The sequence below is a fragment of the Alphaproteobacteria bacterium genome (assembly GCA_039980135.1).
Classification (GTDB): Bacteria; Pseudomonadota; Alphaproteobacteria; order UBA6615; family UBA6615; genus UBA8079.
The window spans coordinates 984136-1010212 of sequence record JBDXCV010000003.1; the positions used below are offsets into that span (position 1 = coordinate 984136).

The 26077-nt window shown below is 62.6% G+C and carries 24 protein-coding genes; 17 read left to right on the forward strand and 7 right to left on the reverse strand.

The window, feature by feature from the left end; all coding sequences use genetic code 11:
* Positions 1-10: 10 nt before the first annotated feature.
* The gene (locus tag ABJ363_06670; protein ID MEP4378667.1) at positions 11-2086 is read right to left on the reverse strand and encodes a hydantoinase/oxoprolinase family protein; all 2076 of its coding nucleotides are present in this window, start codon (positions 2084-2086) and stop codon (positions 11-13) included.
* A gap of 124 nt (positions 2087-2210) precedes the next feature.
* On the opposite strand from ABJ363_06670, the gene ABJ363_06675 reads away from it, so the two are divergent.
* On the forward strand, positions 2211-2837 hold the full coding sequence (locus ABJ363_06675; protein MEP4378668.1) for an isochorismatase family protein: 627 nt from the start codon (positions 2211-2213) through the stop codon (positions 2835-2837).
* On the opposite strand, the gene ABJ363_06680 is transcribed toward ABJ363_06675, so the two are convergent.
* Together ABJ363_06680 and ABJ363_06685 are read right to left on the reverse strand one after the other, a co-directional pair.
* The gene (locus ABJ363_06680; protein MEP4378669.1) at positions 2834-3646 is read right to left on the reverse strand and encodes an enoyl-CoA hydratase/isomerase family protein; all 813 of its coding nucleotides are present in this window, start codon (positions 3644-3646) and stop codon (positions 2834-2836) included. The genes ABJ363_06675 and ABJ363_06680 overlap by 4 nt on opposite strands.
* Positions 3647-3670: 24 nt before the next feature.
* Positions 3671-5428, reverse strand: a complete 1758-nt coding sequence (locus tag ABJ363_06685; GenBank protein MEP4378670.1) for an AMP-binding protein — start codon at positions 5426-5428, stop codon at positions 3671-3673.
* Positions 5429-5579: 151 nt separating this feature from the next.
* Between ABJ363_06685 and upp the strand changes: the two genes are divergently transcribed.
* The gene (gene upp / locus ABJ363_06690) at positions 5580-6209 is read left to right on the forward strand and encodes a uracil phosphoribosyltransferase (GenBank protein MEP4378671.1); all 630 of its coding nucleotides are present in this window, start codon (positions 5580-5582) and stop codon (positions 6207-6209) included.
* Between the two features lie 23 nt (positions 6210-6232).
* Here upp and ABJ363_06695 read toward each other — a convergent pair whose 3' ends face one another.
* Complete coding sequence (locus tag ABJ363_06695) at positions 6233-6763, reverse strand: nuclear transport factor 2 family protein (protein MEP4378672.1); 531 nt, start codon at positions 6761-6763, stop codon at positions 6233-6235.
* A 191-nt stretch (positions 6764-6954) separates the two neighbouring features.
* Between ABJ363_06695 and ABJ363_06700 the strand changes: the two genes are divergently transcribed.
* The 3 genes from ABJ363_06700 to ABJ363_06710 are packed head-to-tail and all read left to right on the forward strand — an operon-like array spanning position 6955 to position 10373.
* Positions 6955-7158 (forward strand): hypothetical protein, encoded by a 204-nt coding sequence (locus ABJ363_06700; GenBank protein ID MEP4378673.1) that lies wholly within the window; start codon positions 6955-6957, stop codon positions 7156-7158.
* A gap of 19 nt (positions 7159-7177) precedes the next feature.
* Entirely contained in the window at positions 7178-9262 is a 2085-nt protein-coding gene (locus tag ABJ363_06705; protein ID MEP4378674.1) for a M3 family metallopeptidase, read from the forward strand.
* 55 nt (positions 9263-9317) lie between these two features.
* Entirely contained in the window at positions 9318-10373 is a 1056-nt protein-coding gene (locus ABJ363_06710) for an isocitrate/isopropylmalate family dehydrogenase (protein ID MEP4378675.1), read from the forward strand.
* Here the strand turns inward: ABJ363_06710 and ABJ363_06715 are convergent.
* The 3 genes from ABJ363_06715 to ABJ363_06725 all read right to left on the reverse strand — a co-directional run bounded on the left by ABJ363_06715 (position 10370) and on the right by ABJ363_06725 (position 13338).
* The gene (locus tag ABJ363_06715; protein MEP4378676.1) at positions 10370-11662 is read right to left on the reverse strand and encodes a TRAP transporter large permease; all 1293 of its coding nucleotides are present in this window, start codon (positions 11660-11662) and stop codon (positions 10370-10372) included. The genes ABJ363_06710 and ABJ363_06715 overlap by 4 nt on opposite strands.
* A complete protein-coding gene (locus ABJ363_06720) occupies positions 11662-12222 on the reverse strand; it encodes a TRAP transporter small permease (protein ID MEP4378677.1) in 561 nt (186 codons plus the stop codon). Before ABJ363_06720 ends, ABJ363_06715 begins: the two co-directional genes overlap by 1 nt.
* 96 nt (positions 12223-12318) lie before the next feature.
* A complete protein-coding gene (locus tag ABJ363_06725) occupies positions 12319-13338 on the reverse strand; it encodes a TRAP transporter substrate-binding protein (protein MEP4378678.1) in 1020 nt (339 codons plus the stop codon).
* A 306-nt stretch (positions 13339-13644) separates the two neighbouring features.
* Between ABJ363_06725 and ABJ363_06730 the strand changes: the two genes are divergently transcribed.
* The 12 genes from ABJ363_06730 to ABJ363_06785 all read left to right on the forward strand — a co-directional run bounded on the left by ABJ363_06730 (position 13645) and on the right by ABJ363_06785 (position 26060).
* Positions 13645-14505 (forward strand): alpha/beta hydrolase, encoded by an 861-nt coding sequence (locus ABJ363_06730; protein ID MEP4378679.1) that lies wholly within the window; start codon positions 13645-13647, stop codon positions 14503-14505.
* Positions 14506-14528: 23 nt separating this feature from the next.
* On the forward strand, positions 14529-15398 hold the full coding sequence (locus ABJ363_06735) for an NmrA family NAD(P)-binding protein (GenBank protein MEP4378680.1): 870 nt from the start codon (positions 14529-14531) through the stop codon (positions 15396-15398).
* Between the two features lie 44 nt (positions 15399-15442).
* Positions 15443-16102, forward strand: a complete 660-nt coding sequence (locus tag ABJ363_06740; GenBank protein ID MEP4378681.1) for a hypothetical protein — start codon at positions 15443-15445, stop codon at positions 16100-16102.
* A gap of 50 nt (positions 16103-16152) precedes the next feature.
* A complete protein-coding gene (locus ABJ363_06745; GenBank protein MEP4378682.1) occupies positions 16153-16431 on the forward strand; it encodes a hypothetical protein in 279 nt (92 codons plus the stop codon).
* Positions 16432-16566: 135 nt separating this feature from the next.
* On the forward strand, positions 16567-16836 hold the full coding sequence (locus tag ABJ363_06750; protein ID MEP4378683.1) for a hypothetical protein: 270 nt from the start codon (positions 16567-16569) through the stop codon (positions 16834-16836).
* Between the two features lie 270 nt (positions 16837-17106).
* Entirely contained in the window at positions 17107-18045 is a 939-nt protein-coding gene (locus tag ABJ363_06755; protein MEP4378684.1) for a LysR family transcriptional regulator, read from the forward strand.
* 118 nt (positions 18046-18163) lie between these two features.
* Entirely contained in the window at positions 18164-20263 is a 2100-nt protein-coding gene (locus ABJ363_06760; GenBank protein MEP4378685.1) for a hydantoinase/oxoprolinase family protein, read from the forward strand.
* Positions 20264-20265: 2 nt separating this feature from the next.
* Positions 20266-22005, forward strand: coding sequence for a hydantoinase B/oxoprolinase family protein (locus ABJ363_06765; GenBank protein ID MEP4378686.1), 1740 nt, complete (start codon positions 20266-20268; stop codon positions 22003-22005).
* Positions 22006-22078: 73 nt separating this feature from the next.
* A complete protein-coding gene (locus ABJ363_06770; GenBank protein MEP4378687.1) occupies positions 22079-23053 on the forward strand; it encodes a tripartite tricarboxylate transporter substrate binding protein in 975 nt (324 codons plus the stop codon).
* Positions 23054-23150: 97 nt separating this feature from the next.
* Positions 23151-23597: a tripartite tricarboxylate transporter TctB family protein gene (locus ABJ363_06775; protein ID MEP4378688.1), complete on the forward strand. Its 447-nt coding sequence runs from the start codon at positions 23151-23153 to the stop codon at positions 23595-23597.
* 4 nt (positions 23598-23601) lie between these two features.
* The gene (locus ABJ363_06780) at positions 23602-25128 is read left to right on the forward strand and encodes a tripartite tricarboxylate transporter permease (GenBank protein ID MEP4378689.1); all 1527 of its coding nucleotides are present in this window, start codon (positions 23602-23604) and stop codon (positions 25126-25128) included.
* Positions 25125-26060: a fumarylacetoacetate hydrolase family protein gene (locus ABJ363_06785; protein MEP4378690.1), complete on the forward strand. Its 936-nt coding sequence runs from the start codon at positions 25125-25127 to the stop codon at positions 26058-26060. Before ABJ363_06780 ends, ABJ363_06785 begins: the two co-directional genes overlap by 4 nt.
* The last annotated feature ends 17 nt before the right edge of the window (positions 26061-26077 follow it).

Here is a 26077-nt window from a genome sequence, read left to right on the forward strand (position 1 = left end):
CTCTCCCTGATCAACGGCAGTCGAGGATGTAGCTGTCGGCGGCGCTGAGCCGCGCGGACATCCCCGGATAGACGACTATGGTGGTGGTGGGTTCCTCGATGATGGCCGGTCCCGCGACCGTATCGCCGGTCTTGAGGTCGGGGCCCCGGAAGATCGGGGTCGCCACGGGGGCCGCACCACCGAAATAGCATTCCCGCGTCGTCGTCGATTCGGACATGCGGCTATCTGTCGTCGGGTCGGGTGCGGGCGGGGGGTCGAAGGGCTGGATCGAGATGCGGCCCTTCCAGTTCACGCATTCGACCGGGCTTGCCTCGTCGCGCACCGCGTAGATGCGTTCGTGGGTCTTGTGGAATGTCTCCACCAGCTCGGCCACGTCCGCGTCGCTTTCGAGCCGCGGCTTGGGAAGTTCCGTGTCGAGTTCCCAGACCTGCGCGCGGTAGCGCGCCTCGACGAAGAACTCGATGCTGACCTGGGCGTCTTTCGAGGTTTCGAGGCTGTCGCGGAACTGCATTAGTTCGGCCTCGATCTCGTCGAGCGCGCGGTTCGCGCCGTCCCGGTCGAAACCGTTCGAATCCGTAAACCGCGAACGTGTCGCCTCGAACACGATCGAGGAATACTGCATCCCGCAGGCCGACAGCGCCGAGGCCGTGCGGGGCAGGATCACCGTGTCGCAGCCCAGTTCCTGGGCGATCGGCATGATGTTGAAACCCGCCGCACCACCGCCGGCGACGATGACGCTTTCGCGCGGATTCAGCCCGTCATTGACGGTGATCTCGCCGATCGCCTTGATCATCAGCTCGTTGGCGATGACCATGATCGAATGGGCGGTCTCGTCGACGCCCTTGCCCATGCTCTCCGCCAGTTCCGAGATCACCGCGACCGCCGCGTCGCGGTCGAGCGACAGGCGCCCGCCGTTGAAATAACCGGGGTCGATATAGCCGAGCACCAGGGCGGCATCGGTGACGGTGGGCTCCGTCCCACCCGATCCGTAGCAGGCGGGTCCGGGCACGGAACCGGCCGATTGGGGCCCGACCCGGAGCAATCCGCCCGGGTCCACCCAGGCGATCGAGCCGCCGCCCGCGCCGACCGAACGGACGTCGACGGTGGATGTGCCCATGATGTCGCCGGTCCACAGCGGGCCGAGCCAGGAATCGCGCGAGTAGATCAGGTTGCCGTCGCGCACGAGGCCGACATCGAAGGTCGTGCCGCCCGTGTCGCAGACGATCACATCCCCGCCCATCCGCTCCAGGGCGGAATAGGCGCGGGCCGCGACCGGGGCCATGGCCGGGCCCGATTTCAGCGTGTTGATCGGGCGCTCGACGAGGGATTCGACCTCTTGGCAGCCGCCGACGGCGGTGGACACGAGCAGATCGCCAGCGAAACCGGAATCGCGAAGATCGGTCTGCATCCCGCGCAGATGGGCCTGCATCAGGGGTTTCAGCGAGGCGTCGATCGCCGTCGCCGAGGCGCGGCGATACTCGCGCAGGATCGGCGCCAGCCGGTGCGACAGGGTGTAGGGCACGCCGGGCATGATTTCCTCGATCAGCTCGCCGAGCCGGGCCTCATGTGCCTCGTTGGCGATCGACCAGAGCAGGGAAACCGCGATGGCCTCGAAGCCGCGATGTTTCAGGGTCTCGATGACTTCACGCGCCTGGGCCTCGTCGAGCGGCCGGACGATTTCACCCGACGCGCCGATGCGTTCGTTGATCTCGAAGGTCCGCCGGCGTGGAATATAGGGCTGCGGATAATCGTAGCTGTAGTCATGGGGGCCGTGTTTGCCACCCTCCTTGAACACCAGGATGTCGCGGAAGCCGGCGGTGGTCAGGAATGCCGTACGCGCGGTCTGCTTGGTGACGATCGCGTTGGTGGCCCGGGTCGTGCCGTAGATCAGGAGATCCGTCGCGGCGAGCATATCCTTCGGGGTTGTCTCGAATGTCTCGGCGACGACCTCGAGGGCATTGAACATGCCCTCCGAAATCCGTTCCGGCGTCGTCAGCGCCTTGCCGACATGAAACTGGCCGTCCTCGCTGAGTACGACCATGTCCGTGAACGTGCCGCCCGTATCGACGGAAATTCGGTAAGCCATTTACGCTCCCCCCTGAACAAAATCCCGCGGCTATCGCTTCGCGTTTGCCTGCGGCGAGACGCGCTCGATGCGTCATGCTTTAATACTCTCTCACCCGTGCTGGGGACGCAACGGAGAACGGAGAATGGATTACGCCGAACGGGGTTACGGAGACGGCGACGTCGGGTGGGGTGAACGCCCCGGCGTGGTGGTCGTCGACTTCCAGCGCGGTTTCACCGATCCGGAATTCAGGATGGGCGGCGCGCCGATGATCGATGCTGCGGTCGAGCGCACCGTGGATGTGATCAAGGCCGCAAAGGACGCCGGCTTCCCCGTTGCCGCCTGCGTGATGGGCTATCACTCCCGGGCGGCCATGCCCCATTGGAAGATCGCGCCGTTGCGCGAGGAACTGGTCGAGGGGCACCCGTCGGTCGAACTCGACCCGCGGATCGCGGCGGCGGATCCCGATCTGGTGGTCATGAAGGGCGCGCCGTCGATCTTCTTCAACACCCAGGTTGCGCCGTTCCTGATCAAGCAAGGTGTGGACACGGTCGTCGTCACCGGCTGCATCACGTCGGGTTGCGTGCGTGCGTCCGTGATCGATGCGTTCAGTCTCGGCTTCCGCACGATCGTGCCGGAAGACTGCGTCGGCGATCACGACGAGGAACCACACCAGGCCAATCTGCGCGATGTCGACCGGCGCTACGCCGATGTCGTCGATGCGGATGCTGTCCTGACGGAATTCGAGCGCCTGCGCGGCCGGAACAGCTAGTCCAGGTCGCGGAACGGCGCTTCGCGTTCAGCAAGCACGTCTTGCAAAGGTTCGTCGCGCATCTTGCGCATCCAGGCACGCCCGGCGGGCGAAGCGTGCAGGGACGAGATCGCCTCGACGTTATAGAGCCACGAGCTGGTCAGCCCGGCGGTCTCCTGCTGGTGATTGATCGAGGCCTTGGCGAACTTGATCGCCGGTCCGGGAATCCGCGAGAGTTTGCGGGCGAGCCGCCGCGCCTCGTCCATCAGCTGATCGCCGGGTACGGCCCGGTTGACGAGGTGAATCCGCTCGGCCTCGCGGCCATCGACCATGTCGCCGGTGTACATCAGCCAGCGCACATGCCGGATCGGCATCGTCCAGGGCATCATTAGCGACGGCGGGCCCGAGGCATGCCTCACCTCGGGTTCGCCGAGCATCGCATCCTCTGCCGCCAAGGCCAGATCGCAGCACATGGCGAGTTCCAGCCCGCCGGCCAGCGCGAATCCGTTAACCGCGGCGATGACCGGTACCTCGGAAGACCAGATCGCCCGCAGCCGGTCGCAGTTCGCCGACATGTCTTCGCGCCAGGCTTCCGTGTCCATCTCGAAATCGTCGCTGATCAGGTCGAAGCCGGTCGTGAAGGCGCGGCCCGCGCCGGTAAGAATGATCGCGCGGATGTCCGGGTCTTTCTGCGCGTCGCGTACCGCCGCGTCGAGGGCGTCGAGAAGTTCGAGGTCGAGCGCGTTGAGCTTGTCGGGACGGTTCATGGTCAGGGTCACGAACGCGTCGTTGGGGTCGCGGTCGATCAGGAGTACGGGAGCGTCGGTCATGGTCCGGGTTCCTCGGGGTTGGCGTTACCGGGATGCATTGTTTTCGGGACAGATGATGTCGGGCCCGGGCGGGTCGCCATAAAGCCGCGCGACCAGGTCGGCACGATTTTTCAGGCATGTCTTCTGGACCAGATGGCCCTTGTCGTTGATCTCACCGGCCACGCGGTCGGGTGGTCCGTCGGCGATGGCGGCGCGGAAGACGGATGTCGAGCTGCCGGGCATGGCAGCGTTGTGGGCACGGAGTGCCTGGACCATACGCGCCTGGAGATCGCTATTTTTGTCCTCCATGGCGGTTTCCGTAGAGAACAGGATGGTCGCGATTCTGTCTTTTCCAGCGCCGGCAATGGCCACGTCCTGCACATCGGGTGCGCAGGCCGCCAGGATCGCGTGGCGGAGCGCGCCGACCTTGACCCGGGTTCCCGTCGTGAGCTTGAAATCTTCGGCCAGGCGCCCGTCGAAGCACAGGCCGCCCTCGGGCTTGTCGTCATGGAGCGCCCGGGCGAGGTCGCCGGTGCGCAGGAACTCCGCATCATCGAGCGACAACATCTTGAGGCCCTCCGATCCGACATAGCCCGGTGAAACATTTGGCCCCCGAAACCGGACTTCCACCGCGCCGTCGACAGGTGCCAAACGAAGGCTGTGTCCCGGCAACGGGAGGCCGATCTCGTCCGTCTGTCCGGCCGGTTCATGCCCGAGACACATGGTCGAGCCGGCCTCGGTGGCACCGTAGCCCGACAGGACCAGCGGCGGGCCGCCGGGTCCATGAGGTCCCGCGGTGACCGCGTCCTGCAGGCGTTGCCATGTTTGCGCACCCATCCCGGCCCCGGCGAAGAAGATCAGGTCGAGCCGCGCAAACAGCGCTGCGCGGGTATCTGCGTCGTCGGCCAGGTGGTCAAGCAGCAGATCGATGCCATAGGGCACGTTGATATGGATCGTCGGGCGCACCTCGCGGATGCGGGCCGCCAACGCGTCCATGTTGTCGGGCCCGGGCGGCAGTTCGACATGATAGGTGCCGCCGTACCAGATCATCTTGTGGAAATTGTCGAGCCCGCCGAAGACATGATGCCAGGGCAGCCAATCGATCAGCGCGGGCCGACGGGCGGCGAGAAACGGCCAGTGAACGCCATAAGCGCCCTGGCAGGACGCGATCATCCGGCGCGTTATCGTGACCCCCTTGGGGTCGCCGGTGGATCCGGATGTGAAATATATCGCCGCAGGATCGTCGGGCGATGCGACAGGGCGGGAGAACGGTCTTTCCGGGACTTCGTCATCGGGCAATTCAGCTGAATCGACGACGATTCCACAGCAGGCGGCAAGTTCTTCGGGCAATGTCTGTGCCGGGACAACCGTGAGGCGGGGGCCGGCCGCGGCGAGCAATCCTGCCAGCCGGTTGCGTCCATGTTCGGACGTGAGCAGCAATGGTGACAGCGGGACATGCACCATGCCGGCCTTGAGGCACGCCAGCTTGAGCGCGGCTTGCAGCACCCCGGCACCGTCGATGACCGCAATGCGATCGCCCTTTGCCAGCCCGTGTGCGGCGAGGTCTTCCGCGAGCGCATCGGAGCGTTGATCCATCGCGCCATAGCTGATTGTCCGGATGGTGCCGTTCGCGCGTTCGCTGATGAAAGCCGCGTCATCATCCAAAGCCACCCAGTGGTCGAACCTGTCGAGGATGTCGGGCAGCGGCTCGGGCAATGGCGCTCGGTTGTGCAACAGAATGGAACCGTCGGGCCAATCCTCGCGTTCCACTTGGTTGGGTGCCAGTCTGATATCCGCAGTCATGGGGTGTCGTTGTCGGTGCAGGATCGTTTATGCGTTTCCAAACAATGGCAGAGCCGATATCTCTTTCGCAACCAGGCGCGAAGCGGCCTCTCGCCTTTGAGCGGCGCGTTGGGCTAAATCTGTTCCGGGAATGCCAGGTGGGGGGAATGCCATGACGTCCGGTCCGACCGTGATCGATCACCCGTTGTTGCAGCACAAGATTTCGCTGCTCCGCGACAAGGAAACGCCCCCGATCATCTTTCGACTGCTGGTGCGCGAGATTGCCCAGCTCATGTTGTTCGAGGCGTCACGTGACCTGGCATTGACGGAACGGGAGATCGAAACACCCCTGACCGGGATGACAGCTCCCGTGTTGGCCGCGCCGGGGCCGGTGCTGGCGTCGATCATGCGGGCAGGCAACGTGATGCTGGACGCGGCACTGGAAATCATCCCGACGGCCGGGGTCTGCCATCTCGGCATCTATCGTGATCACGACACGCTGGAGGCTGTTGAGTATTACTTCAACGGTCCGGCGGATATCGCGGAACGCGCGCTTTTGATCGTCGACCCCATGCTCGCGACTGCCAACTCGTCGATCGACGCGATCTCCCAGCTCAAGGCACGGGGCGTGACGGACATGCGCCTGATCTGCATCCTCGCCGCCCCGGAGGGACTGGCGGCGCTGTCGAAGGCGCATCCGGACGTCCCGGTCTATATCGGGGCGATCGACTCTCATCTCGACGAAAAGGGCTATATCATCCCGGGCCTGGGCGACGCCGGCGACCGCAGCTACGCCACCTGACGCCGGAAGTCCTTGGCCAATACCTATCGATAGCTTGCGAGCGCCTGGCTGAGAATGTCGCGCGCGCCCTGGGTGCCGTCGATCGGTTCCATGTGCCGGCTCTTGATTCGCCAGCCGCCTTGTGTGCGAACGAGACTCCAGCGGTTCGCGACGACGCGATGCACCCGGAACCCGTTCGTGGTGCCGTGATTGGGTAGCTCGCGCGGTTCGGATTCCCGGTCGGGATGCAGTATCTGGATATAGGAGGTGACGAAGGCTGCGTCGCCGTCGAGCTCAATATACGGCAGGGCCGAAAGATGCGCGATTCCGCCTGCGATCGCCTTTTGGTGCGCCGGGGTCAGGGTGAAGGCGCCGATCGCCTCGTGACCGACGGCCCCGTCGAGGCCCGCGCCCCTGTCGAACACGCCGTCTTCCGTGTAGACCGCGCGGGTGTAGTAGTCGGCACCGGTGTCCGCGCTGGGCGGATGGGAAGCGATGAGATTGTAGATTTCCAATCTGTCCTCGATCGCCCGCAGGCGCTCTTCCAGTGACGTTGTGTTTCCGGTCCCGGCCATGTGTGATGCTCCCCGTATGCCAATTTTCGTTCGCTTCTCGATGCCACTTTGGCAGCCGTTTTGCGCGTCACCAAGGCGATCGTGAAGCCCGATGCAGACCGATGGCGCTCAACTGGCAATGAAACAGACAGGCGGGTATAGGTTAGGCCCCCGGGGTGAGGCGTCCCGGCTGATCGAAAGGTGGTACTGCGATGACCAAGGAACGGGCCCGGAAACGGGCAAAGGCGAAGGCGGGCGAAAAGGCGAAGAAGCGCGCGGCACAAGCCGCCCAACCGGATGCAAACATGCCGGCGGGCAAGTTCGATGCGGGGACGAATTCCATCAGGAAGCCGGGCGGGGCGACGAATAATTCGAACTTCGCCGAGGCACGGCGCGGTTCCGCACGCTCGCGCTGATCGCCAGAAGGACCGACAGATGCCAGCCAGAACGACCGCGTCGTCCGACGTCAATCCGGCCCTGATCCGCTGGGAGGGCCCCATGGGGCTGCCCGAATTCGCGCGTATCGGCGATGAGGCTTTCGCGCCGGCCTTCGCCGCCGCCTTGCCGGCGCATCTGGCCGAGATCGATGCGATCGCCAACGACCCGGCCGCGCCGACATTCGAGAACACGATCGTGGCGCTGGAACTCGCCGGCGAGATGTACAGCCGCGTGTCCGCTGTTTTCTGGATCCTGTCGGGCGCGAACACCAACGCCGCGATCCAGGAACTGGAGCGCAAACTGTCGCCGGAGCTGTCGCGTCACCATTCGGCGATCATGATGAACGGCGCGTTGTTTTCGCGGATCGACGCGCTCTATCAGGATCGGGACAATCTCGGCCTGGATCGCGAGGCTTCCCGGGTCCTGGAGCTGACCTGGAAGTCCTTCGTGCGATCCGGCGCGCAACTCGGTCCCACGGATCAGAAAAGACTGGCGGCGATCAACGAGCGGCTCGCCGCCCTGGGAACGGCCTTCTCCCAGAACATACTTGCCGACGAGCGCGACTATGCGCTTGTCCTCGAGACAGACGACGACCTTGCGGGGTTGCCGGATTTCCTGATCTCCGGCATGGCGGCGGCGGCCGAGGAGCGTGGCTACACCGGCAAACATGCCGTGACCCTGTCCCGGTCCATCATCGAGCCATTCCTGACATTCTCGACCCGCCGTGATCTGCGCGAGCAGGCCTTTCGGGCCTGGGTGGCGCGCGGGGAAGGTCCCGACGAGCGGGATAACCGGCCCCTCGTTGCGGAGATGGTCAAGCTGCGCGCCGAGAAGGCCGCCCTTCTGGGCTATGCGACCTTCGCCCATTTCAAGCTCGACAACACGATGGCCAAGACACCCGAGGCCGTCCGCAACCTGCTGGAAACGGTCTGGGAGAAGGCGCGCACCCGCGCGGCGGAGGAGGCCGGGGACTTGTCGGCTTTAATCGCGGGCGAGGGGCATAATCACGCGGTGGCGCCCTGGGACTGGCGGCATTATTCCGAGAAGCAACGCGCCGCGCGCTTCGATCTCAACGAGGCCGAAATCAAGCCCTATCTCCAGCTTGAGAAGATGATCGAGGCGGCGTTTGATACGGCCGGTAAACTTTTCGGCGTCAGCTTCCGCCGGCATCCGGACATCGAGGCCTATCATCCCGACGTCCGGGTCTTCGAGGTGCTCGACGCTGGCGGCACGCGCGTCGCGCTGTTTCTGGCCGACTATTTTGCCCGTCCGTCCAAACGCTCGGGCGCCTGGATGACCTCGTTTCAGGATCAACACAAGATGGCGGGAGTTTCGCGGGACGAGGCGCAGATTCCCATCGTCGTGAACGTGATGAATTTCGCCAAGGCCGCCGCGGGCGCGCCGGTTCTGATCACCATGGATGACGCCCGCACCCTGTTTCACGAGTTCGGCCACGCCTTGCACGGGATGTTGTCCGATGTCACCTATCCTTCGATTTCGGGCACGTCGGTGAGCCGTGATTTCGTCGAGTTGCCGTCTCAGCTCTATGAGCATTGGCTGACGGTGCCCGACGTGCTGCAGCGCTTCGCCGTCCATCACGAGACCGGCGAGGCCATGCCGGCGGCGTTGCTGGACAAACTGCGTGCGGCCGAGAAGTTCAACAAGGGCTTCGCAAATGTGGAGTTCACGTCATCGGCGCTGGTGGACATGGCGTTCCACGCGCTCGATGCGCGAGCGGCGGCGAAGGTCGACCCGGTGGCCTTCCAGGCCGAAATACTGGCCGGTCTCGACATGCCGGATGCGATTGTCATGCGCCATGCGACGCCGCATTTCGCCCATGTTTTTTCGGGCGATGGATACTCCGCGGGCTACTATTCCTACATGTGGTCGGGGGTGCTCGACGCCGACGCGTTCGGGGCCTTCACCGAGGCGGGCGATCCATTTGACGGCGAGACGGCCCGCAAACTCCACGACCACATCTATTCATCCGGCGGCGCCATGGATCCCGAGGATGCCTATGTGGCCTTCCGCGGAAAGCTACCGACAGCCGATGCGCTGCTCGAGAAAGAGGGCCTGGCCTAGGGGTGCATCGCGATTGTTTGGGCGTCGCTGACGGGACGTGAACGGAGGAAGCGAATTGGCAGATAGCTACACGATTTGTTTGCTGCCCGGAGACGGTATCGGGCCGGAGGTGATCGACTGCGCGCGCCGCGTACTCGATGCCCTCACGGCGGCGGGCGGGCCTGCATTCGCCTATGATGTGCAACCGGCCGGCCACGGTACGTTTCTCGAAGGCGGTCATTCCATGCCGGCCGCCACGATGACCGCTGCGAAAAAGGCCGACGCGGTATTCCTTGGCGCCATGGACGTTGCCGAAATTTCGCCGGACGGAGGCGACCCGTTGGGGGAGCTGCGCATTGCGCTGGAAGTCGGGGCCAGTGTCCGCCCGTCCCGGACGCTCGCCGGGATCGCGTCTCCGGCCGCAGATATCGATTGTGTCGTCGTGCGCGAAGTGACCGAGGGGCTTTATACCCGCATCGAATATCCGGTCGGCGACGACGCGGCCTGCGCGGTTCGTGTCATCACCCGCGGTGCGTCTCTCAAGACCGCGCGTATGGCGTTTGAGCAGGCGGCGGCGCGACAACGTACGCGCGCCGCCGCAGGCATCGACAAGCCGGCGCGGGTCACCGCGGTACACAAGATCGGCGTGCTCAAGCTCACGGACGGGCTGTTTCTCGACGCCTGCGCCACCGTGGCGCGGGATTATCCGGATATCGAATATGAGACCCGGAATATCGATGCCTGTGCCATGGATATGGTCCGCGAACCGGGCCACTTTGACGTCATCCTGGCGACGAATGCCTTCGGCGACATCCTGTCCGATGTCGCGGCGGGCCTCGCCGCGGGCCTCGGGCTTGCGGCGTCGGCGTGCATCGGTGATCGCTGGGCCTATTTCGAGCCGGTGCATGGCACCGCGCCGGATATTGCGGGCCGGGGGATCGCCAATCCATGCGCGACAATTCTGAGTGCGGCGATGATGCTGCGCTATCTGGGCGAAGATGCATATGCCGGCGCGGTCGAGCAGGCGGTCTATACCGTGATCGCGGCGGGTGTTGTGCGGACCGGAGATCTCGGTGGCACGGCGAACAGTTCCGAGATGACCGACGCGATCATCGAAGCCCTGGCCATCTAGGCCAGGAGCCGTGGCAACCAGAGTGCCAGGCCCGGCAGGAACACGACCGCCAGAAGCCGGACGATATCGGCGGCGAAGAATGGCACGATGCCCTTGAAGATGGCGCCCAGCGGCACGTCGGGCAGCATCGACTTGATCACGAAAACATTCAGCCCGATGGGCGGGGTGATCAGGCTGATCTCGACGACCATCACCATGACAATACCGAACCAGATCAGGTCAAAGCCCATGGCGTCGACCACCGGCACGAAAACCGGCACCGTCAGGAAGATCATCGCAAGGCCCTCGATGATCGTGCCAAGCAGGATGTAGATGGCCAGGATCACCAGAATGACGGTGATCGGCGCGATATCGAGTGACTGAATGAATGTCACGATCGCGTTGGGCAGGCCTGCGACATTGACGAAATTGTTCAGGATCAGCGCGCCGAAGGCGATGGTGAAGATCATCGCCGTCGTCTCGGCCGCCTCGGCCAGCGCGAAAAAGAAGATGCGCAGGTTCATGCGCCGCCGCGCCATGGCAAACAGCAACGCGCCGATGGCGCCGATCCCGCCGCCCTCGGTCGGGGTGAAGATGCCGAAGGAGATGCCGCCGATGATCGCCAGGAACAGCACCAGCACAGCCCAGATCTTCGACAGGGTGCGCCAGCGCACGGCCCAGCTACCGCGCTCCGCGCGCGGTGCCATACGGGGCCAGATTCTGGCCACGATCCAGATCACCGCGATGTACAGCAGGACCGTGATCAGGCCCGGGATCAGCCCGGCGATGAACAGATCGCCGATGCTTTGTTCCGTGAGGATGCCGTAGATGATCAGCGCCGCCGAGGGCGGGATTAGAATGCCCATCGTCCCGCCGGCCGCGACCGACCCGGCCGCGAAACCCTCATTGTATTCGTAGCGGCGCATGGGCGGAATCGAGACCTTCGCCATCGTCGCGGCAGTCGCCACGGACGAACCCGAGATCGACGCGAAGCCGGCGCAGGCCGCGACCGTGGTCATCGCCAGTCCGCCACGCTTGTTGCCCAGCCAGGATTGGGCCGCCTCGTAGATATCCTCGGCCAGGGCCGCCCGGAACACGAACACCCCCATCAGGACGAACAGCGGCAGGGTCACGAAGTTGGCGTTGAGCGCGAGGTCGAGGATCTGCTGGCTGACGGTCTCGAGCGCGGGACCGGTGCCGCGGATGACGGCGAACCCGGCGAACCCGACCAGAATCATGGAGAAGCCGAGCGGGAAACCCAGAAAGGCGATGATCAGCAAGACGCCGAACCCGGCAAGTGAAATCGCCATCAGCCGTCTCCCCCCGCGCCGGTCGCGCGTTTGGCGAGAAGCATCCGGACCATATAAAGCTGTGTGAGTACGCTCATCGCGCTGAGCGCCGTGAGCGCAAACAGAAGCGGTGCTGTCTCCACCTGGAGGTGGAGTGAGATTTCGTCATACTCCGCCATCTCGCGCCCGGTCGCCCACATGCGGGACGTGATGAATCCCAACACGCCTGCGTTGGCGAGAAGGACGATAATCTCGCGGACACGCTTGAAGCCCTCGCTCATGAATCCGTCGAACAACTCCACGGTGATGTGGGCGTCCTTCGCGACAACGAGCGGCAGGGCGGAGAAGATGAGAAGCCCGAGCAGGAATTCGATGATTTCGACCCCGCCGGGTATCGGGCTTGAAAAAACGTAACGCCCCGTCACATCGACAAAGGTCACGCCCGCAATAGATGCCATGAAGATGGCGGCGATGCCCGTGAGGATGCGGATCGGCCAGGCGAAACCGCCGGCCCTGGAGGCGGGGACGGCGTAGTCCTCGGCCAGGGCGTCTTCGTTGATATCGAGGGGGTCTGCGGTCAAGAGATCACCCAATTCTTGATTGAAGGCAGCGGATCAGCCGCCGTCGGGTTCAATCCCGGCGGCGGCTGCGCATGCATCGGCGTGATGCGGCGTTCGCTACTTCAACTGTTCGCGGAAGAAGGCCAGCGCGGCGGCGCCGTCGATTCCCTTGGCGTTTGCCGTTGCGACCCAATCGGCTTCCATTTTCTCGGCGAACTTACGGATTACCGCCAAGACTTCCGCGTCCGCTTCGACCACCTGGCCGCCGTCTTCCTGCAGCTTTTTCAAAGCGCCGTCGGCGATCCGGTCCATGCCCGGCCCCTTGGCCGAAACATAGGCGCCGGAAACGCTCATCACCTGGGCCTGCTGGTCGGCGGTCAGGCTGTCCCACTTGTCCTTGTTCATGAGCAGGGAGAATGTCGTGTTCGACATGCCGCCGGGGAAGGTCGTGACGGCCTTGATGTAGGGTTGCATGCGGAACGCCGGGAGTCCGTGTGCCGGAACCGCGACACCGTCCACGACACCCTTTGAAATCAGGCCGAAGATCTTCGACGGCCCGGATGCGACCGGCACGGCACCAAGTTCCTTCAGGACATTGGTGGCGACACCCGGTGAGGCACGCAGCTTGTACCCCTTGAGGTCATCGAGGGTGACGATCGGACCGGTCCCGCTGTGGATGACATTCGGTGTCAGCGAGAAAGAGCCCAGAAGCACCGCGCCGTCATACTCGTTGGCGGCGGCGAAAAACTTTTCATGCGTGTTCCACAGCGCCGCGGAAGTTTTCTCGGACGATCCCGAGTTCAACGGGATTTCCGCAACCGGCGGCATCTGGATGCGTTTCGGCTGGAACAGGTTGGCGAGAACGACGACGTCCGCGACACCCTTGGTGACGGTCTGCCAGTTCTTCGGGGGCGGACCGACAGCGGCGGCCGACAGCTTCGGCACGACCGCGCCGTTGGTGGCCTTGGCGACATCCTCGACCCAGGGCGCAACGATCTGCGTCTGGAACGGGTGCTTGGGCGGCAGGTAGTTGTTGATCAGGACTTCGGTTTGCGCCGATGCCGACGAGGCAAAAGCCAGTCCGGCGGCAACGAGTGTGCCCGATAGAATCGTCGTGACAGTCAATTTCGATGACATACGTATCTCCTCCCAGAGAATATTTCGTTCATTGTTGTTCGTCTTCGGCAAATAGATGCCGTGCATCTCCCAGAATGCGGAACTGTCTACGAGATTACCACTCGCAGGCATCGAAGTAACGGACTCGTGTAATTGCATTTCGTCTGATGACGAACTTGAACCCGGTATCCGGGGGAGTATTAGAGGCATCGTATGTTTCCATTGTGACCGGATTATCGGGGTTGGTGGGGGCCTTTTGATTGGCATCCCATCCGGCTAGGATCGGTCGAAAGGCCGGAGGCCGAAAAAAAATTGGGGAACGAGATCATGACCATCACCGACCTGCCGTCCGTTACCACCGAGGATATCGAGATTTATCGCCACGGCGACCGACCCATGGTCGTGCGGTTGATCCGCCCTGAGGGTGAGGGTCCGTTCCCGGCCATTCTCGATATGCATGGGGGCTGCTGGTGCAAGGGCGGACCCGAAGAGTGCGGCGTCCGCGGCGAGGTCTTTGCCAGGGCCGGCATGGCTTCCGCGGCGCTGGATTTTCGCCAGGCGGCCGATACCTATCCGTCGTCGCTGGAGGACATCAATTATGCCGTGCGCTGGCTGAAGGCCCACGCCGGCGCGTTGCGTCTCGACGCCGGCCGGATCGGCATTCTGGGCCAGTCCAGCGGGGGCCATCTCGCGATGCTGGCGGCGATGCGCCCGAACGAGCCGCGCTATGGCGCGCTTGCGCTTGAACCCGATGCGCCCGATGTCGATGCAAGCGTGTGCTGCGTCGGTGTGATGTGGCCGGTGATCAACCCCCTGTCGCGCTACCGGCGCGTCATGTCGCTGCGCGCCGCGGGTGACCCGCCGGGCTGGGTCGCCGACCTGCCGGAGCGCCACGACACCTATTGGGTGACGGAAGCCAACATGGAAGAGGCCAATCCGATGCTGGCACTTGAGCGCGGCGAGGCTGTCGAGACATTGCCGGCCATATGGTTCCAGGGAACGCCGGACCCGGTACACGACTATCGCGATCCGGACTCGCCCCTCGACCTCAACGAGCCCGAGCGTTTCGCCGAGAATTACCGCAAGGCGGGCGGCGCCATCGAGATCGTCCATGTGGCACAGGCCGACCGGTCGGACCCGGCGCTCCTGGGGCCGCTTGTCGCGTTCTTCCAGAAGCATCTTTCCTAGCCGCTTCCAGCGAGGGCAACGCAATGTCCGGATCTTTGATCGCCGTGACCGGCGTGACCGGAGTCACAGGCCGGCTTTTGGCGCCGCGGCTGGCGGCGCTCGGGCTCGATGTTCGCTATCTGGTGCGCGATGTGGAAAAGGCGCGCCGGGCCCTTGGGCCGGAAGCCGAACTGGTCGAGGCAGACCTCGACAACCGCGCGTCCTACGACCGGGCGCTCGCGGGCGTCCACACGCTGTACCTGAACTCGGGTCACAGTCCGATTCTCGAACAGCAGCAGGCCAATGCGATCGAGGCAGCTGTAGCCGCGGGATGCGAACGCATTGTGAAACTCTCAGGCAATGTCGATTCACCCGCGCCGATACCGGAGGCTCACAAGGCGTTGGAAGCGAAGATCGCGGCGTGCGGCCTGCGCTACACATTCCTGCGGCCGAATTTCTACATGACCAACCTGCATTACCTCGCGGCGGGGCTGAAGGACGGCGATGTGTTCACCAGCGCGATCCCGCGCGATGTGACCATGAGCATGACCGACCCGCGCGACGTGGCCGACCTGGCCGCGACGGTGCTCGCCCAGGACGGCCGACATGACGGCGAGGGTTACTACCAGACCGGCGCCGCCGTGAGCCTCGACGATGTCGCGGAGACCTTCAGCCGGGTGCTGGGCCGGGCCATCCGCTACGAGATGGTCGATGTCGAGGTCTGGGAAGATATCGTCACGAAACGCGGCCTGCCGTCCTGGCTGATCGAGCATCAGGTGAAGATGATCGGCTTCGCCGCCAACGGCGCCTATTCCTACGTCACGAACGTAACGCAAGAGATTGCGGGTCACCCGGCGCGCACGCTTGAGGAATTCATAACCGACCATGCCGGTGCCTTCGCCCTGGGGGGCTGACGGTCCGTTACATCGCGAGTTTTTACCAAGAAAAGGGGAAAAGCATGAATATCGTCCGCTTCGAGAGTGTTCCGTGGCAAGACCGTGTCAACGTCGACAACTGGCCCTGCAAGACCCGGACGCTCTATGACAATCAGGACACCGGCCTGTCCATGCGCATGGTCAACTATCCGGTCGGCTCGACCGAACCGCGCCATGTGCATGCCGGAATGCATGCCGCCACGGTGGTGCGGAACCGTGCCATTGTGGATGGCGTCACGCTTCGGCCGCTCGATGTCCTGGTGGGCCCGAGCAACGAACCGCATGGCCCGATCGAGTATCCGGAAGGGTGCTGGCTGCTGTCGGCATTTCAGGGCAGCAACCATCATTCCGAGGTCGAAAATCTCTCCGAGGAAAAATTCTACAAGCTGGTCCTGCAGGAAGAAATTCCCTGGCGATCGGAGCCCGGCGGCGGCGAATTCAAGACCCTGGTCGATCGTGGCCTCGGACAGCTCCTTGTCGAGGCGGTCCGCCTGAAGGCCGGAGAGCGGATCAAGCCGGCCTTCCTTGCGGCGCTGCTGATCGAGGGGGATGTCTCCGTGGGCGATGAAAAGCTCGAAGTCTGGGACTATGTTTACGCCGACGAGGGTGACCCTCGTGAGGATCTGGTTTGCAACGGTGATGCCAAAATGCTGGCCTGGACGATGCGCGATCTGGATGCCTAGGCCCGGAAATTTACGGTGAGCCCAGGCCGGCTTCGACCGGATCGGGCGGAATGGAAAATCTCGAAAAGGAAACTGAAATGGCGCGTTTGAGTCTTGTCGATATAGACAGTTTTACCGGCCCATTGGCGGAACGCTACGAGTACATCAAACGGTCCGTCGGACGCGTGAATACGCTGGTCAGAGTATTTGCCCACCTTCCCGAGGTGAGCAAATTCCTGATGTTCAATCCGATGGTCATACAGCGCGAGGGGGCCGGCGGAATTCTCTCGACCCGGATCAAGGAGATGGTGGTCATCAAGACCAGCCTTATCAACGGGTGCCAGCATTGAATTGAGCACAATACGTCGCTTGGTCAAGGGACGGGAATTACAGAAGAACAGTTTCAGGCAATCGAGTCTGACGACTACATGACAGCCGCGTGCCTGACGCCGCGTCAACGGACCGCCGTTCTGTGGGCCGAACATATGACGCGGAATACGGCGAAGTACCGCAAGGATGTGTTCGAGCAGCTTCAGTCGCTCTTTACCGAGCCCGAGATTCTCGAGCTCACACTGGTTTGCGGTGTTTTCAACATGAACAACCGGATAGCCGATTCACTCCACATCGATATCCATGAGAGTGACGTGAAAACGATGAAGGGGTCGATCCGGACAAACCCCGAAGACGTTCGTGGCTATCTACAGAATCTGCTCGACACCTGGCCCGAATCCTTTCCCGAGCCGTCGGACGATTGATCGGATGGCGTGACGGGCTCTGGTCGACCGAAAGAGTGTCTGTTTGTCGGGTAATCTCCGGAGCACCGTCACCGACCAGAATGCGACCCTCGACGCCACCGTTGCGTGGTGTGCGGCGGCTTTCAGGCTTCTGTTTGCTGCCGCAATAAGCCGCTATGGCATTGGGCAACACAGTGTGCCTACTATGCTCGGGCGTACCATGCGGGCAATCGAGAAAGGCTGACGATCTCGGCTCCTGCTTGCAGGGACGCCAGAGGGAGGACTCGCAAGATGGACTTCCGACGGCTCCGTTATTTTACGGCGATCGCGGAACAGTGCAGCATTAGCAAGGCTGCAAACCATTTGCGTATCAGCCAGCCCGCGCTAAGCCGTCAGTTGCGACTGTTGGAAGAGGAACTAGGTCACGCGCTGCTCATCCGCCACGGCCAGGGCGTTACCCTCACTGAAACCGGCGCCAAACTTCTTGAACAATGCGAAGTGGTATTCGAGGCGCTCGACAATGCGCGGCGCGCCATCAGCGAGAGTGTCGACGACAAGACCCCCCGAAATATCGTCGTGGGCCTCAACGGATCACCATCCCGGTTCCTGTGCCCGTTGCTGGTCGGAGAATTCTGCACCTCCCACCCACATCTGAGCCTCGAATTCAGTGTTGCATCGAGCGAGGCGTTGCAAAGCCAAATTCTCGATGGCGAGGTCGATGTGGCCATTCTGTCCAACCCGCCACCAGACAGGAACCTCATCATCACGCCCTTGCTTCTCGAGGATGTCCACATGATCCGTGCGTTGGATGACAAGGTGGATGGAAGCCCGCTGTCAATTGATGATTTCGCCGAACTGCAATTCACCACCACAGCTTATATGAAGGCTGATGCCGACACGGCGATTAACGCCTTGTTCGAACAAGCTGGCCTGCCAAAGCGCCAACCGGTGGTGATCAACTCGGTGCCGATGACACGCGAGGTACTGCTCAACCGTATCGGTTTCTGCGTCGGTCCGCCCTCGAACTACGGACCGGAGCTGTTGTCCGGTGACCTGGTATCGATGCCGGTGCCGGGCCTGAACGTCACGCGAGCGCTTGCGGTCCGGCGCGAGTATGTCGTGCTGAGCGCCTTCGTGGAACTTGAGCAGTTCCTGCGCGATAAAACGCGTCAGCTCATCGCAGATCACACATGGCCGGCCGCGAGCCTGCAGGAGGCGCACGAAATCTAGGGCTCTTCGACGGCGCCGCCCTTCCTATGGGGCACATAAGGCGATTGTATTGGCCGCCAATCGACCATCTTCCTACCGTGATTGAAGGCGAACAAATACGCCATCCGGAGAGGAATGCATGCCCGTACTGGTTGCTGTCGATATCGGCGGCACATTCACCGACATTGCGGCGTATGATGTTGACGCGCAGCGCTTCGTCATCGCCAAGGCGCTCACGACCTACGACGATTATATTGATTCCTTCGACCAGTCGGCGAAATCATCTGGCGTCGATTTGGCCGATTGCGCCGTGTTCAAGCACGGTACAACCTTGATCATCAACGCACTGATTCAACGCCGTGGCGCGGCGACGGCGTTGATCACGACTTCCGGCTTTCGCGATGTTCTGGAGATCGGCCGCGGGAACCGTGCCGATCCGTTCAACTTGCGCTACCGGCGCGACGAGCCGCTGATTTCCCGCGACCTACGGTTCGAAGTCGACGAAAGGATCGACGGTCAGGGTAAGGTTGTCACACCGCTTGATGAGGCGGGGCTCAGATCGCTGGCTGATTCGATCGTCGCACGCGGCATCGAGACCGTGGCCGTGTCTTTCCTGAACAGTTACCGCAATCCGGAGCATGAAGAGCAGGCAGTGATGTGCTTGCGACGCTGGTACCCGGATTTGTTCGTGACCTGCGGCAGCGATCTGTCGCGCGAATGGTATGAATATGAGCGTACGGCCACCGCTGCCGCAAACGCCTTCGTCGGCCCTACCGCGGCACGATATATCGCCAAGCTGGAGCATGACCTCAAGGCGCGCGGGTATGCAAATAAACTGCGTCTGATGAGTTCCTCGGGCGGTGCATTGTCGCCGCGCCAAGCAGTCAAGGCACCTATCGATCTCGTTGAATCCGGTCCGGTCGGCGGCTTGGTGGGCGCAGCCGCTTACGCCCACGCGCTCGATCTTGATCGTGTCATCGCCTTTGACATGGGCGGCACGACTGCCAAGGCGGCCATGCTTCTCGGCGGGCGATTTGACGTCAATACCGTCTACTATGTCGGCGGCTATGCGAATGGATTTCCCGTTCGCAGCAATATCGTGGATATCGTCGAGGTCGGTGCTGGCGGCGGGTCGATCGCCCGCATCGATGATGTCGGACGGCTGCATGTCGGGCCGCAGAGCGCCGGCTCGGAACCGGGCCCGGTCGCTTTTGGGCGCGGCGGCACGGAGCCGACCGTCACCGATGCCAATATTGTGCTCGGCCGCATTGACCCAAATGGCGAACTCGCCGGCGACCTTGCTCTGAATGCCGATGCTGCGCTCGAATCGATTCGCAGCAACATCGCGGAACCCCTCGGCTACAGTGGCGAAGAGGGCGAGATGCGCGCTGCGGCGGGTATTCTTGAACTGGCAAATGTCGAAATGGCGAACGCGATTCGCCGGGTGACGACCGAACGCGGCCACGACCCGCGAAAATGTACGCTGCTGGTCTATGGCGGTGGCGGTCCAATGCACGCCGTCGACCTTGCCCGCCAACTGCATATTCCTTCGATCATTGTGCCGCGTCATCCGAGCAATTTTTCCGCCTTCGGCATGCTGATGGCCGACGTCCAGCAGGAGACGGTGCGGACCTTCGTCGACATTGTGAACGAAGATGCGCTCACGCGAACGAACCGCGTCTTCACCGCCATGGCAGAAGAACTGTCCGACGCGCTGCGCCTCGATTTCGGTGTCGAGGCGACGGCGGAAATTCGACATGCGGAAATACGTTATTTCGGTCAGCAGCATACCGTGCGTATCGAACTGCCGCAGGGCTCGACCGTCGAGAGCGTGCGCGCGGCATTCGACGAAGCCTACCGCGTCAGACATGGGCACGCCGATTCGATCTCGGCGATCGAATTTGTCGGCCTCCGCCTGACTCTCAGCGCACGTGAAATTCAGCCGGTCCTCGCGTCGCCGGACATGTCTGCGGGTGCCGTCGCCGCGTCACGCCAGCGGTCGGTGTATCAGCCCGGCCATGGTCGCATTGATGTCAGCACTGTGGAGCGTGATACGTTGCCGGTGGGGCACCAAGGCGTCGGGCCATTACTGATCGAGGAATATGGAACGACGACCTTCATAGGTGTCGATGACACGTTCAAAATCGGTCCCGTGGGTGAAATTCGCATCACCGTGGCCGCGCCCCAGACCGTTGCCGGTTCTGCTTCCGAGCAAACCTTCTCACGTGTTCCCGCTTGATCATGGACACGCTCAGCCAAGATATTGATCCGATTACGACCGAGGTCATCCGCAAAAAGATGACTTCGATCGTCGAGCAGATCGAAACCAATATTGTCCGCACGGCCTACAGTCCGCTGATCTACGAGTATAAGGATTTCGCTGTCGGCGTGGTCGACTGTGACGGTCGGCTGATGGTCCAGGGATGCGGCGGCATTCCCGTATTCTCGGCGAACCTGCTCGGTCTCGCGGTGCGCGACGGGCTTGAATTGTACGGCCTCGACGGGTTCGAGCGCGGGGATATTGTCATTTGCAACCATTCCGGCGTGCTCGGCCAGCATCTCAACAATGTTGCGATGTACACACCGATCTTTGCGCCCGATGGACACGATCGAATTCTGGGTTTCATGGCGATTGTCGTGCATTGGGCGGATGTTGGTGGCCGCACGATCGGTTCTTTTACCTCTTTGCAGGGCACCGATATCTACCAGGAAGGCATCCAGTTCCGCACGCTCAAGTTATGGCGGAAAGGGGAACCGGTGCCTGAAATTTTCCGGGTGATCGAGAGCAATACGCGCTTTCCCGCCGTCGTTCTCGGCGATATCGATTCCCAGATCGCCGGCTGTCTGATGGGCCGCGATCTGTTCGAGGAAATGGTTGCGGAGTATGGGGCGACGACGATTCACCAGGTTGTCGAAATCATCTGGGAGCAGTCCGAGCGCGCCGCGCGGACCTTCATCGAGGGAATCCCGGACGGCACCTACTCGGCCGAAGCCTTCATCGACAATGACGGGAACGATCTTGTGACGCCCATCCGCATGCCTGTCACCGTCATCGTTTCGGGGGGCAAACTGACCGTTGATTATTCGCAGGTCAGCGAACAGGTTCGCGGCCCCTTCAATTCGGGCCGCAACGGCGGGGGCATTACCGCAGCGCGAATGGCGTTCAATTTCCTCGTCAATCCCGACGAAGGTGCCAATGACGGGTTCTATCGGCCGGTCGATGTCCTGCTACCGGATGGCAAGTTCCTCAGCGCTGCACCAGGTGCGGCGATGGGGCGCTACAACGCACCGCTTTCGACCCTGATCGACACGATCATCAATGCCATGGGTGCGGCCTTGCCGGATAAGGTGGCAGCGGGCCATCACGCGGATATTGGCGGCCACATGTTCACCGGCATTGACCCGGTAACGGGCGAAACCTTCAAGACCCAGGATACATCGCTCGGCGGTTGGGGTGCACTTCATGATCGCGACGGCCCCGGGCCGTTCAAGACCTATGTCCATGGCGATACGCTGAATGTGCCGGCCGAACTCCAGGAGGCCAAGTATCCGTTGCGGCTCGATCGATTCGCACTCCGCCCCGACTCCGGTGGAGCCGGCACGTACCGCGGCGGCCTTGGGACTGAGAAAACCTACACCACGCTCGTGCCATGCCGCGTCAGTCTGAATTTTGACCGCACCCTTTGCGCTCCGTGGGGCCTTGGCGGTGGCGCCAGCGGCGCGACGGGCGAAGCCATTGTCGAGCGCACCGGCGAGGCACCGCGTGTGGTCAAGAAAGGCGAGATTGACCTCGCAGCCGGAGACCGGGTGCGTCTGTATTTTGGCGGCGGCGGCGGATACGGGCCTGCGGCGGGCCGCGAACGCGCCAGTGTCGCGCGCGATGTGGCGCTCGGCTACGTCAGCCCACAGTCCGCAGAGCGTGACTATGATTTCACCGGTGAACCCATCGAAACCGGAGAGAAGGCACCGTCGCCTCGATAAGGCGGATGCGACGACGGCGCGAATTCTATCCGCCATTTGACAGCCCCATGGAGGGGCCATAAGGGAGGAATCCATGCGTTTAAACAGGATACTTGCTACGGCCGTCGGTATCGCCGGCCTCATGCTGACAGGGGTGGCTCACGCCGATGATTGGCCGAGCAAACCAATCACTCTGATCGTTCCGTTCCCGCCGGGTGGCGTCGCAGACGTGTTCCCGCGGCTCGTCACAGGCAAAGTCGGCGAACGCCTCGGACAACCCATTATTGTTGAAAACCGGCCCGGCGGTGCGACGATCATCGCCACGCGCGAGGTCGTGGGAGCCGCACCCGACGGCTACAAGCTGCTCACCGGTGTGACCCAGCTTGCCATCAATCCCCCGTTGCGTGGCGAACTGCCATATGACGAGAAAAAAGATCTTGTGCCGGTCATCTTCCTCGGTGACGCGCTGGGTCTCGTGGCCGTACACAAGGATCATCCGGCAAAAACCCTGCAGGACCTGATCGACATGGGCAAAGATACGTCGAAGACGGTCAATATCGCGCTGCCCGGCGTCGGATCGCCCTACCATGTTGCGCTGGAACAAATGAACCAGGTGGCGGGCAGCAAGTTCGTCAACATCAGCTATCGCGGCAGCGGCGCGTCGATCAAGGACGTCATCGGTGGCCATGTTCCCGTGACGGTCGACGGTATCGTGACTTCGGCACCACATGTGAAGGCAGGCACGCTACGTGCGCTTGCCATTCTCGGGCCGCAGCGCGCACCGCAACTCCCGGACGTGCCGACGACGGCCGAGCTCGGATTCCCCGATATCGTGCTCAAGACCTTCATTGGCATCATGGCGCCCGCCGGAACGCCGCAGGCGGTGATCGATCGCCTCAACAAGGAAGCGAACGCGGTCCTGAGCGAACCGTCCATTCAGGCGGAAGCCGTGCGACTGGGGCTGCGTATTGGTGGCGGCACGCCGGAAGAGGCGGCCGCCCAGCTCGAAGGATCGCGAGTCTATTATGACCGCGTCATCAAGGCGGCCGGCATCAAGCCGCCGAGTTGATCAATCCGCGTCGAGCCGGCCGGGTCGCGAGATCCGGCCGGCGATCGCGATTGATGTGTAAACTGGAACTCACACCCATTTCAGGCGCAGGAGCGTGATGCTTGCATTTCTCAAACGTCGCGACGTCGTCAGCGGACTTTCTCTCCTGACGCTCGGGCTGTTTGCCCTTTGGGAAAGCAGCCATTACAGGTTTGGTGCGCTGAGCCGGATGGGGCCCGGTTTCTTTCCGTCTGTTATTTCGTTTTTGATCGCTGCGTGTGGCGGGATTCTGGTGATCCGGTCAATCGTTGGCGCCGATGAGCCTCTCGACAAACCGGAAATTCGATCAGTGCTGGCTGGTGCCGGCGGCGTGGTTGCCTTTGCAATTTGCCTGCGTCCCCTTGGGTTGCTCATCGCGACCGCCGCGCTGATTCTTGCGTCCAACCTCGCCGGGCGTCCATTGCGGGTACGCACCCTGCTCGGACTTTTTGTCGTCCTGTCGGCACTCATCTACGTCCTGTTCATCGAGGGGCTTGGCATGCCGATTCCGTTGCTGCCGGGGTGATGGGATGGAGTTGATCGATAATCTGGCGCTCGGTTTTTCTGTCGCCCTGTCTTTCGAAGCGCTGCTGTTCTGTGCCCTCGGTGTAACCGCCGGGATGGCAATCGGCGTGTTGCCTGGCGTCGGGCCACTTGCCGCGATCGCGATGCTGCTTCCGTTGACATTCAATCTGTCGCCGATGTCGGCATTGATCATGCTGGCCGGCATTCACTATGGCACCCAGTATGGCGGTTCGATTGCCGCAATCCTGTTGCGGCTGCCGGGAACAGCATCCGCTGCCGTGACGTCGCTCGACGGCTATCCGATGGCCCAGAACGGGCGTCCTGGACCAGCACTATTCTTGACGACAGTCGCGTCTTTCTTCGGTGGCTGCGTTGCCGTCATCGTCATCGCCGGTTTCGCGCCGCCGCTCGCCCGCATGGCGCTGGCGTTTGGCCCGGCGGAATTCTTTGCGATTATCGTGCTTGGTCTGATCGCCGCCTCGACCATTTCGAGCGGATCACCGGTCAAGGGTCTGGCGATGGTGTTTGTCGGACTGCTGCTTGGTCTGGTCGGCACGGACATCAACAGCGCCGTGCTGCGGTTCACCTTCGATTTCCCCGACATTTATGATGGCGTCGGTCTCGTGCCGCTTGCCGTGGGCCTGTTCGGCATTTCAGAAGTGATTGCAAATATCAGCCGCACCGACGGTGGCGGTATCGTCACCCAGCGCATCACGCTCCGGTCGCTGATTCCGACAGGCGAGGAAATGCGGACCAGCGGGTGGCCGATCTTTCGCGGCACGATCGTCGGGTCGATTTTCGGCGCGCTCCCCGGTGCCGGTACGGCGATCGCGTCGTTCGTTGCCTATGGCGTGGAGAAGCGTATATCGCGGTACCCCGAGAAGTTCGGGAAAGGGGCCGTAGAGGGCGTCACGGCCCCCGAGAGCGCCAACAACGCCGCCGCGCAAACCGCATTCGTACCGACCCTGACCCTTGGTGTGCCCGGCGATCCGGTGATGGCGCTGCTGCTCGGTGCGCTGCTGATCTTCGGCATCACGCCCGGGCCCGGCGTCGTTACCAACGAGCCGGAACTTTTCTGGGGCCTGATCGCCAGTTTCTGGATCGGCAATCTGCTGTTGCTGATCCTCAATGTGCCGCTGATCGGCGTCTGGGTTTGGTTTCTGCGCGTGCCTCAGCGATTCCTGTATCCCGCGATCCTGCTGTTCATCTGTATGGGTGTGTACAGCATTCGATCATCGCCCACGGACCTTCTGCTGGCCGCCCTGTTCGGTGTTATCGGCTATGGCATGCGGCTGATGAAATTCGAGCCGGCACCACTCATCCTGGGCTTCATCCTCGGCCCGATGATCGAGGAGTTCGCGAGGCGTGCGTTGCTGATCTCCGGCGGCGACCTGACGACCTTCGTGACCCGGCCCATGAGCGCAACCTTCCTGGCTGTTGCCTTGCTGCTGCTCCTGCTGTCGTTCCGACGCCGACCGAAATCGCAGACTACCCAGATTCCTGAACCAGAACAGAACGAGAGAACATCATGAAGATTGGCAGATTTGGAGCAGCAAACGGTGATGTGTCGACCGGCGTTCTCGTTGATCGAGATGACGGGGTACATGTGCTCGACCTGACCCGTGCCGCCGAGGCGTTCGGAGATCCGGCCGCGGGCCTGATCCTGTGCCTGATCGCCGGTGGCAATGACCTTTTGGAACGTACCTATGCGCTCATCGAGCGCGCCAGGCGCGACGGGGAGGATACCTGGTACCACGCGCCGGACAGTGGCCGATGGGCATTGCCATGTACGCCGCATACGGTGCTGTGCGCCGGACGAAATTTTGGCCGGCATGACGCCGAGAGTGCGAAAAGCTGGGCGGCACGCGGCGACGACGCGACCGGACAGCGCGAGATACCATCGGGTTTCACCAAGATTCGTGCGAGCCTCGTCGGCGACAATGCGGAGGTCAAGCGGCCGGATGGTCTCGACACGCTGGACTACGAAGTCGAGATCGCGGTGGTCCTCGGCGCGCGGGCCCACAATATCAGCGAAGCCGATGCGCTCGACACCGTGTTCGGTTACACGATGTTCAACGACCTTTCGGCGCGTGCCTGGCAATTCCAGGAAATGAAGAACCGCATGATGATGATCGGAAAAAACTTTCCCGGCGCAGGGCCGCTTGGGCCGTGGATCGTCACCGCCGACGAAATACCCGACCCCCAGACACTCGACCTGTCGCTGACCGTCAATGGCGAGCCACGCCAGAGTTCCACCTGCGAGGACATGATCTTCAGCTTCGCCGAGATGATCTCATTCTGGTCGATGCTGGAACTCGAGCCGGGCGACGTCATCGCCTCGGGCACGCCTGAAGGCGTGGCCCATGCACATAAGCCCGACCCGCAGGAATGGTTCCTCAAACCCGGGGACGAGGTGGTTGCATCGTGCAGCCGGATCGGCGATCTGACGACGCATATCGTCTGATGTCACGCCTGTCGTGC

Excerpts from the sequence above, each read along its gene's own strand:
- ABJ363_06685 (MEP4378670.1), bottom strand. The coding sequence starts at position 5,428 with ATGACTGCGGATATCAGACTGGCACCCAACCAAGTGGAACGCGAGGAT.
- ABJ363_06695 (MEP4378672.1), bottom strand. The coding sequence starts at position 6,763 with ATGGCCGGGACCGGAAACACAACGTCACTGGAAGAGCGCCTGCGGGCG.
- ABJ363_06675 (MEP4378668.1), top strand. The coding sequence starts at position 2,211 with ATGGATTACGCCGAACGGGGTTACGGAGACGGCGACGTCGGGTGGGGT.
- ABJ363_06700 (MEP4378673.1), top strand. The coding sequence starts at position 6,955 with ATGACCAAGGAACGGGCCCGGAAACGGGCAAAGGCGAAGGCGGGCGAA.
- ABJ363_06760 (MEP4378685.1), top strand. The coding sequence starts at position 18,164 with ATGCCCGTACTGGTTGCTGTCGATATCGGCGGCACATTCACCGACATT.
- ABJ363_06780 (MEP4378689.1), top strand. The coding sequence starts at position 23,602 with ATGGAGTTGATCGATAATCTGGCGCTCGGTTTTTCTGTCGCCCTGTCT.
- ABJ363_06740 (MEP4378681.1), top strand. The coding sequence starts at position 15,443 with ATGAATATCGTCCGCTTCGAGAGTGTTCCGTGGCAAGACCGTGTCAAC.
- ABJ363_06775 (MEP4378688.1), top strand. The coding sequence starts at position 23,151 with ATGCTTGCATTTCTCAAACGTCGCGACGTCGTCAGCGGACTTTCTCTC.
- ABJ363_06755 (MEP4378684.1), top strand. The coding sequence starts at position 17,107 with ATGGACTTCCGACGGCTCCGTTATTTTACGGCGATCGCGGAACAGTGC.
- ABJ363_06745 (MEP4378682.1), top strand. The coding sequence starts at position 16,153 with ATGGAAAATCTCGAAAAGGAAACTGAAATGGCGCGTTTGAGTCTTGTC.
- ABJ363_06785 (MEP4378690.1), top strand. The coding sequence starts at position 25,125 with ATGAAGATTGGCAGATTTGGAGCAGCAAACGGTGATGTGTCGACCGGC.
- ABJ363_06770 (MEP4378687.1), top strand. The coding sequence starts at position 22,079 with ATGCGTTTAAACAGGATACTTGCTACGGCCGTCGGTATCGCCGGCCTC.
- ABJ363_06670 (MEP4378667.1), bottom strand. The coding sequence starts at position 2,086 with ATGGCTTACCGAATTTCCGTCGATACGGGCGGCACGTTCACGGACATG.
- upp (MEP4378671.1), top strand. The coding sequence starts at position 5,580 with ATGACGTCCGGTCCGACCGTGATCGATCACCCGTTGTTGCAGCACAAG.
- ABJ363_06735 (MEP4378680.1), top strand. The coding sequence starts at position 14,529 with ATGTCCGGATCTTTGATCGCCGTGACCGGCGTGACCGGAGTCACAGGC.
- ABJ363_06705 (MEP4378674.1), top strand. The coding sequence starts at position 7,178 with ATGCCAGCCAGAACGACCGCGTCGTCCGACGTCAATCCGGCCCTGATC.
- ABJ363_06680 (MEP4378669.1), bottom strand. The coding sequence starts at position 3,646 with ATGACCGACGCTCCCGTACTCCTGATCGACCGCGACCCCAACGACGCG.
- ABJ363_06715 (MEP4378676.1), bottom strand. The coding sequence starts at position 11,662 with ATGGCGATTTCACTTGCCGGGTTCGGCGTCTTGCTGATCATCGCCTTT.
- ABJ363_06725 (MEP4378678.1), bottom strand. The coding sequence starts at position 13,338 with ATGTCATCGAAATTGACTGTCACGACGATTCTATCGGGCACACTCGTT.
- ABJ363_06730 (MEP4378679.1), top strand. The coding sequence starts at position 13,645 with ATGACCATCACCGACCTGCCGTCCGTTACCACCGAGGATATCGAGATT.
- ABJ363_06750 (MEP4378683.1), top strand. The coding sequence starts at position 16,567 with ATGACGCGGAATACGGCGAAGTACCGCAAGGATGTGTTCGAGCAGCTT.
- ABJ363_06765 (MEP4378686.1), top strand. The coding sequence starts at position 20,266 with ATGGACACGCTCAGCCAAGATATTGATCCGATTACGACCGAGGTCATC.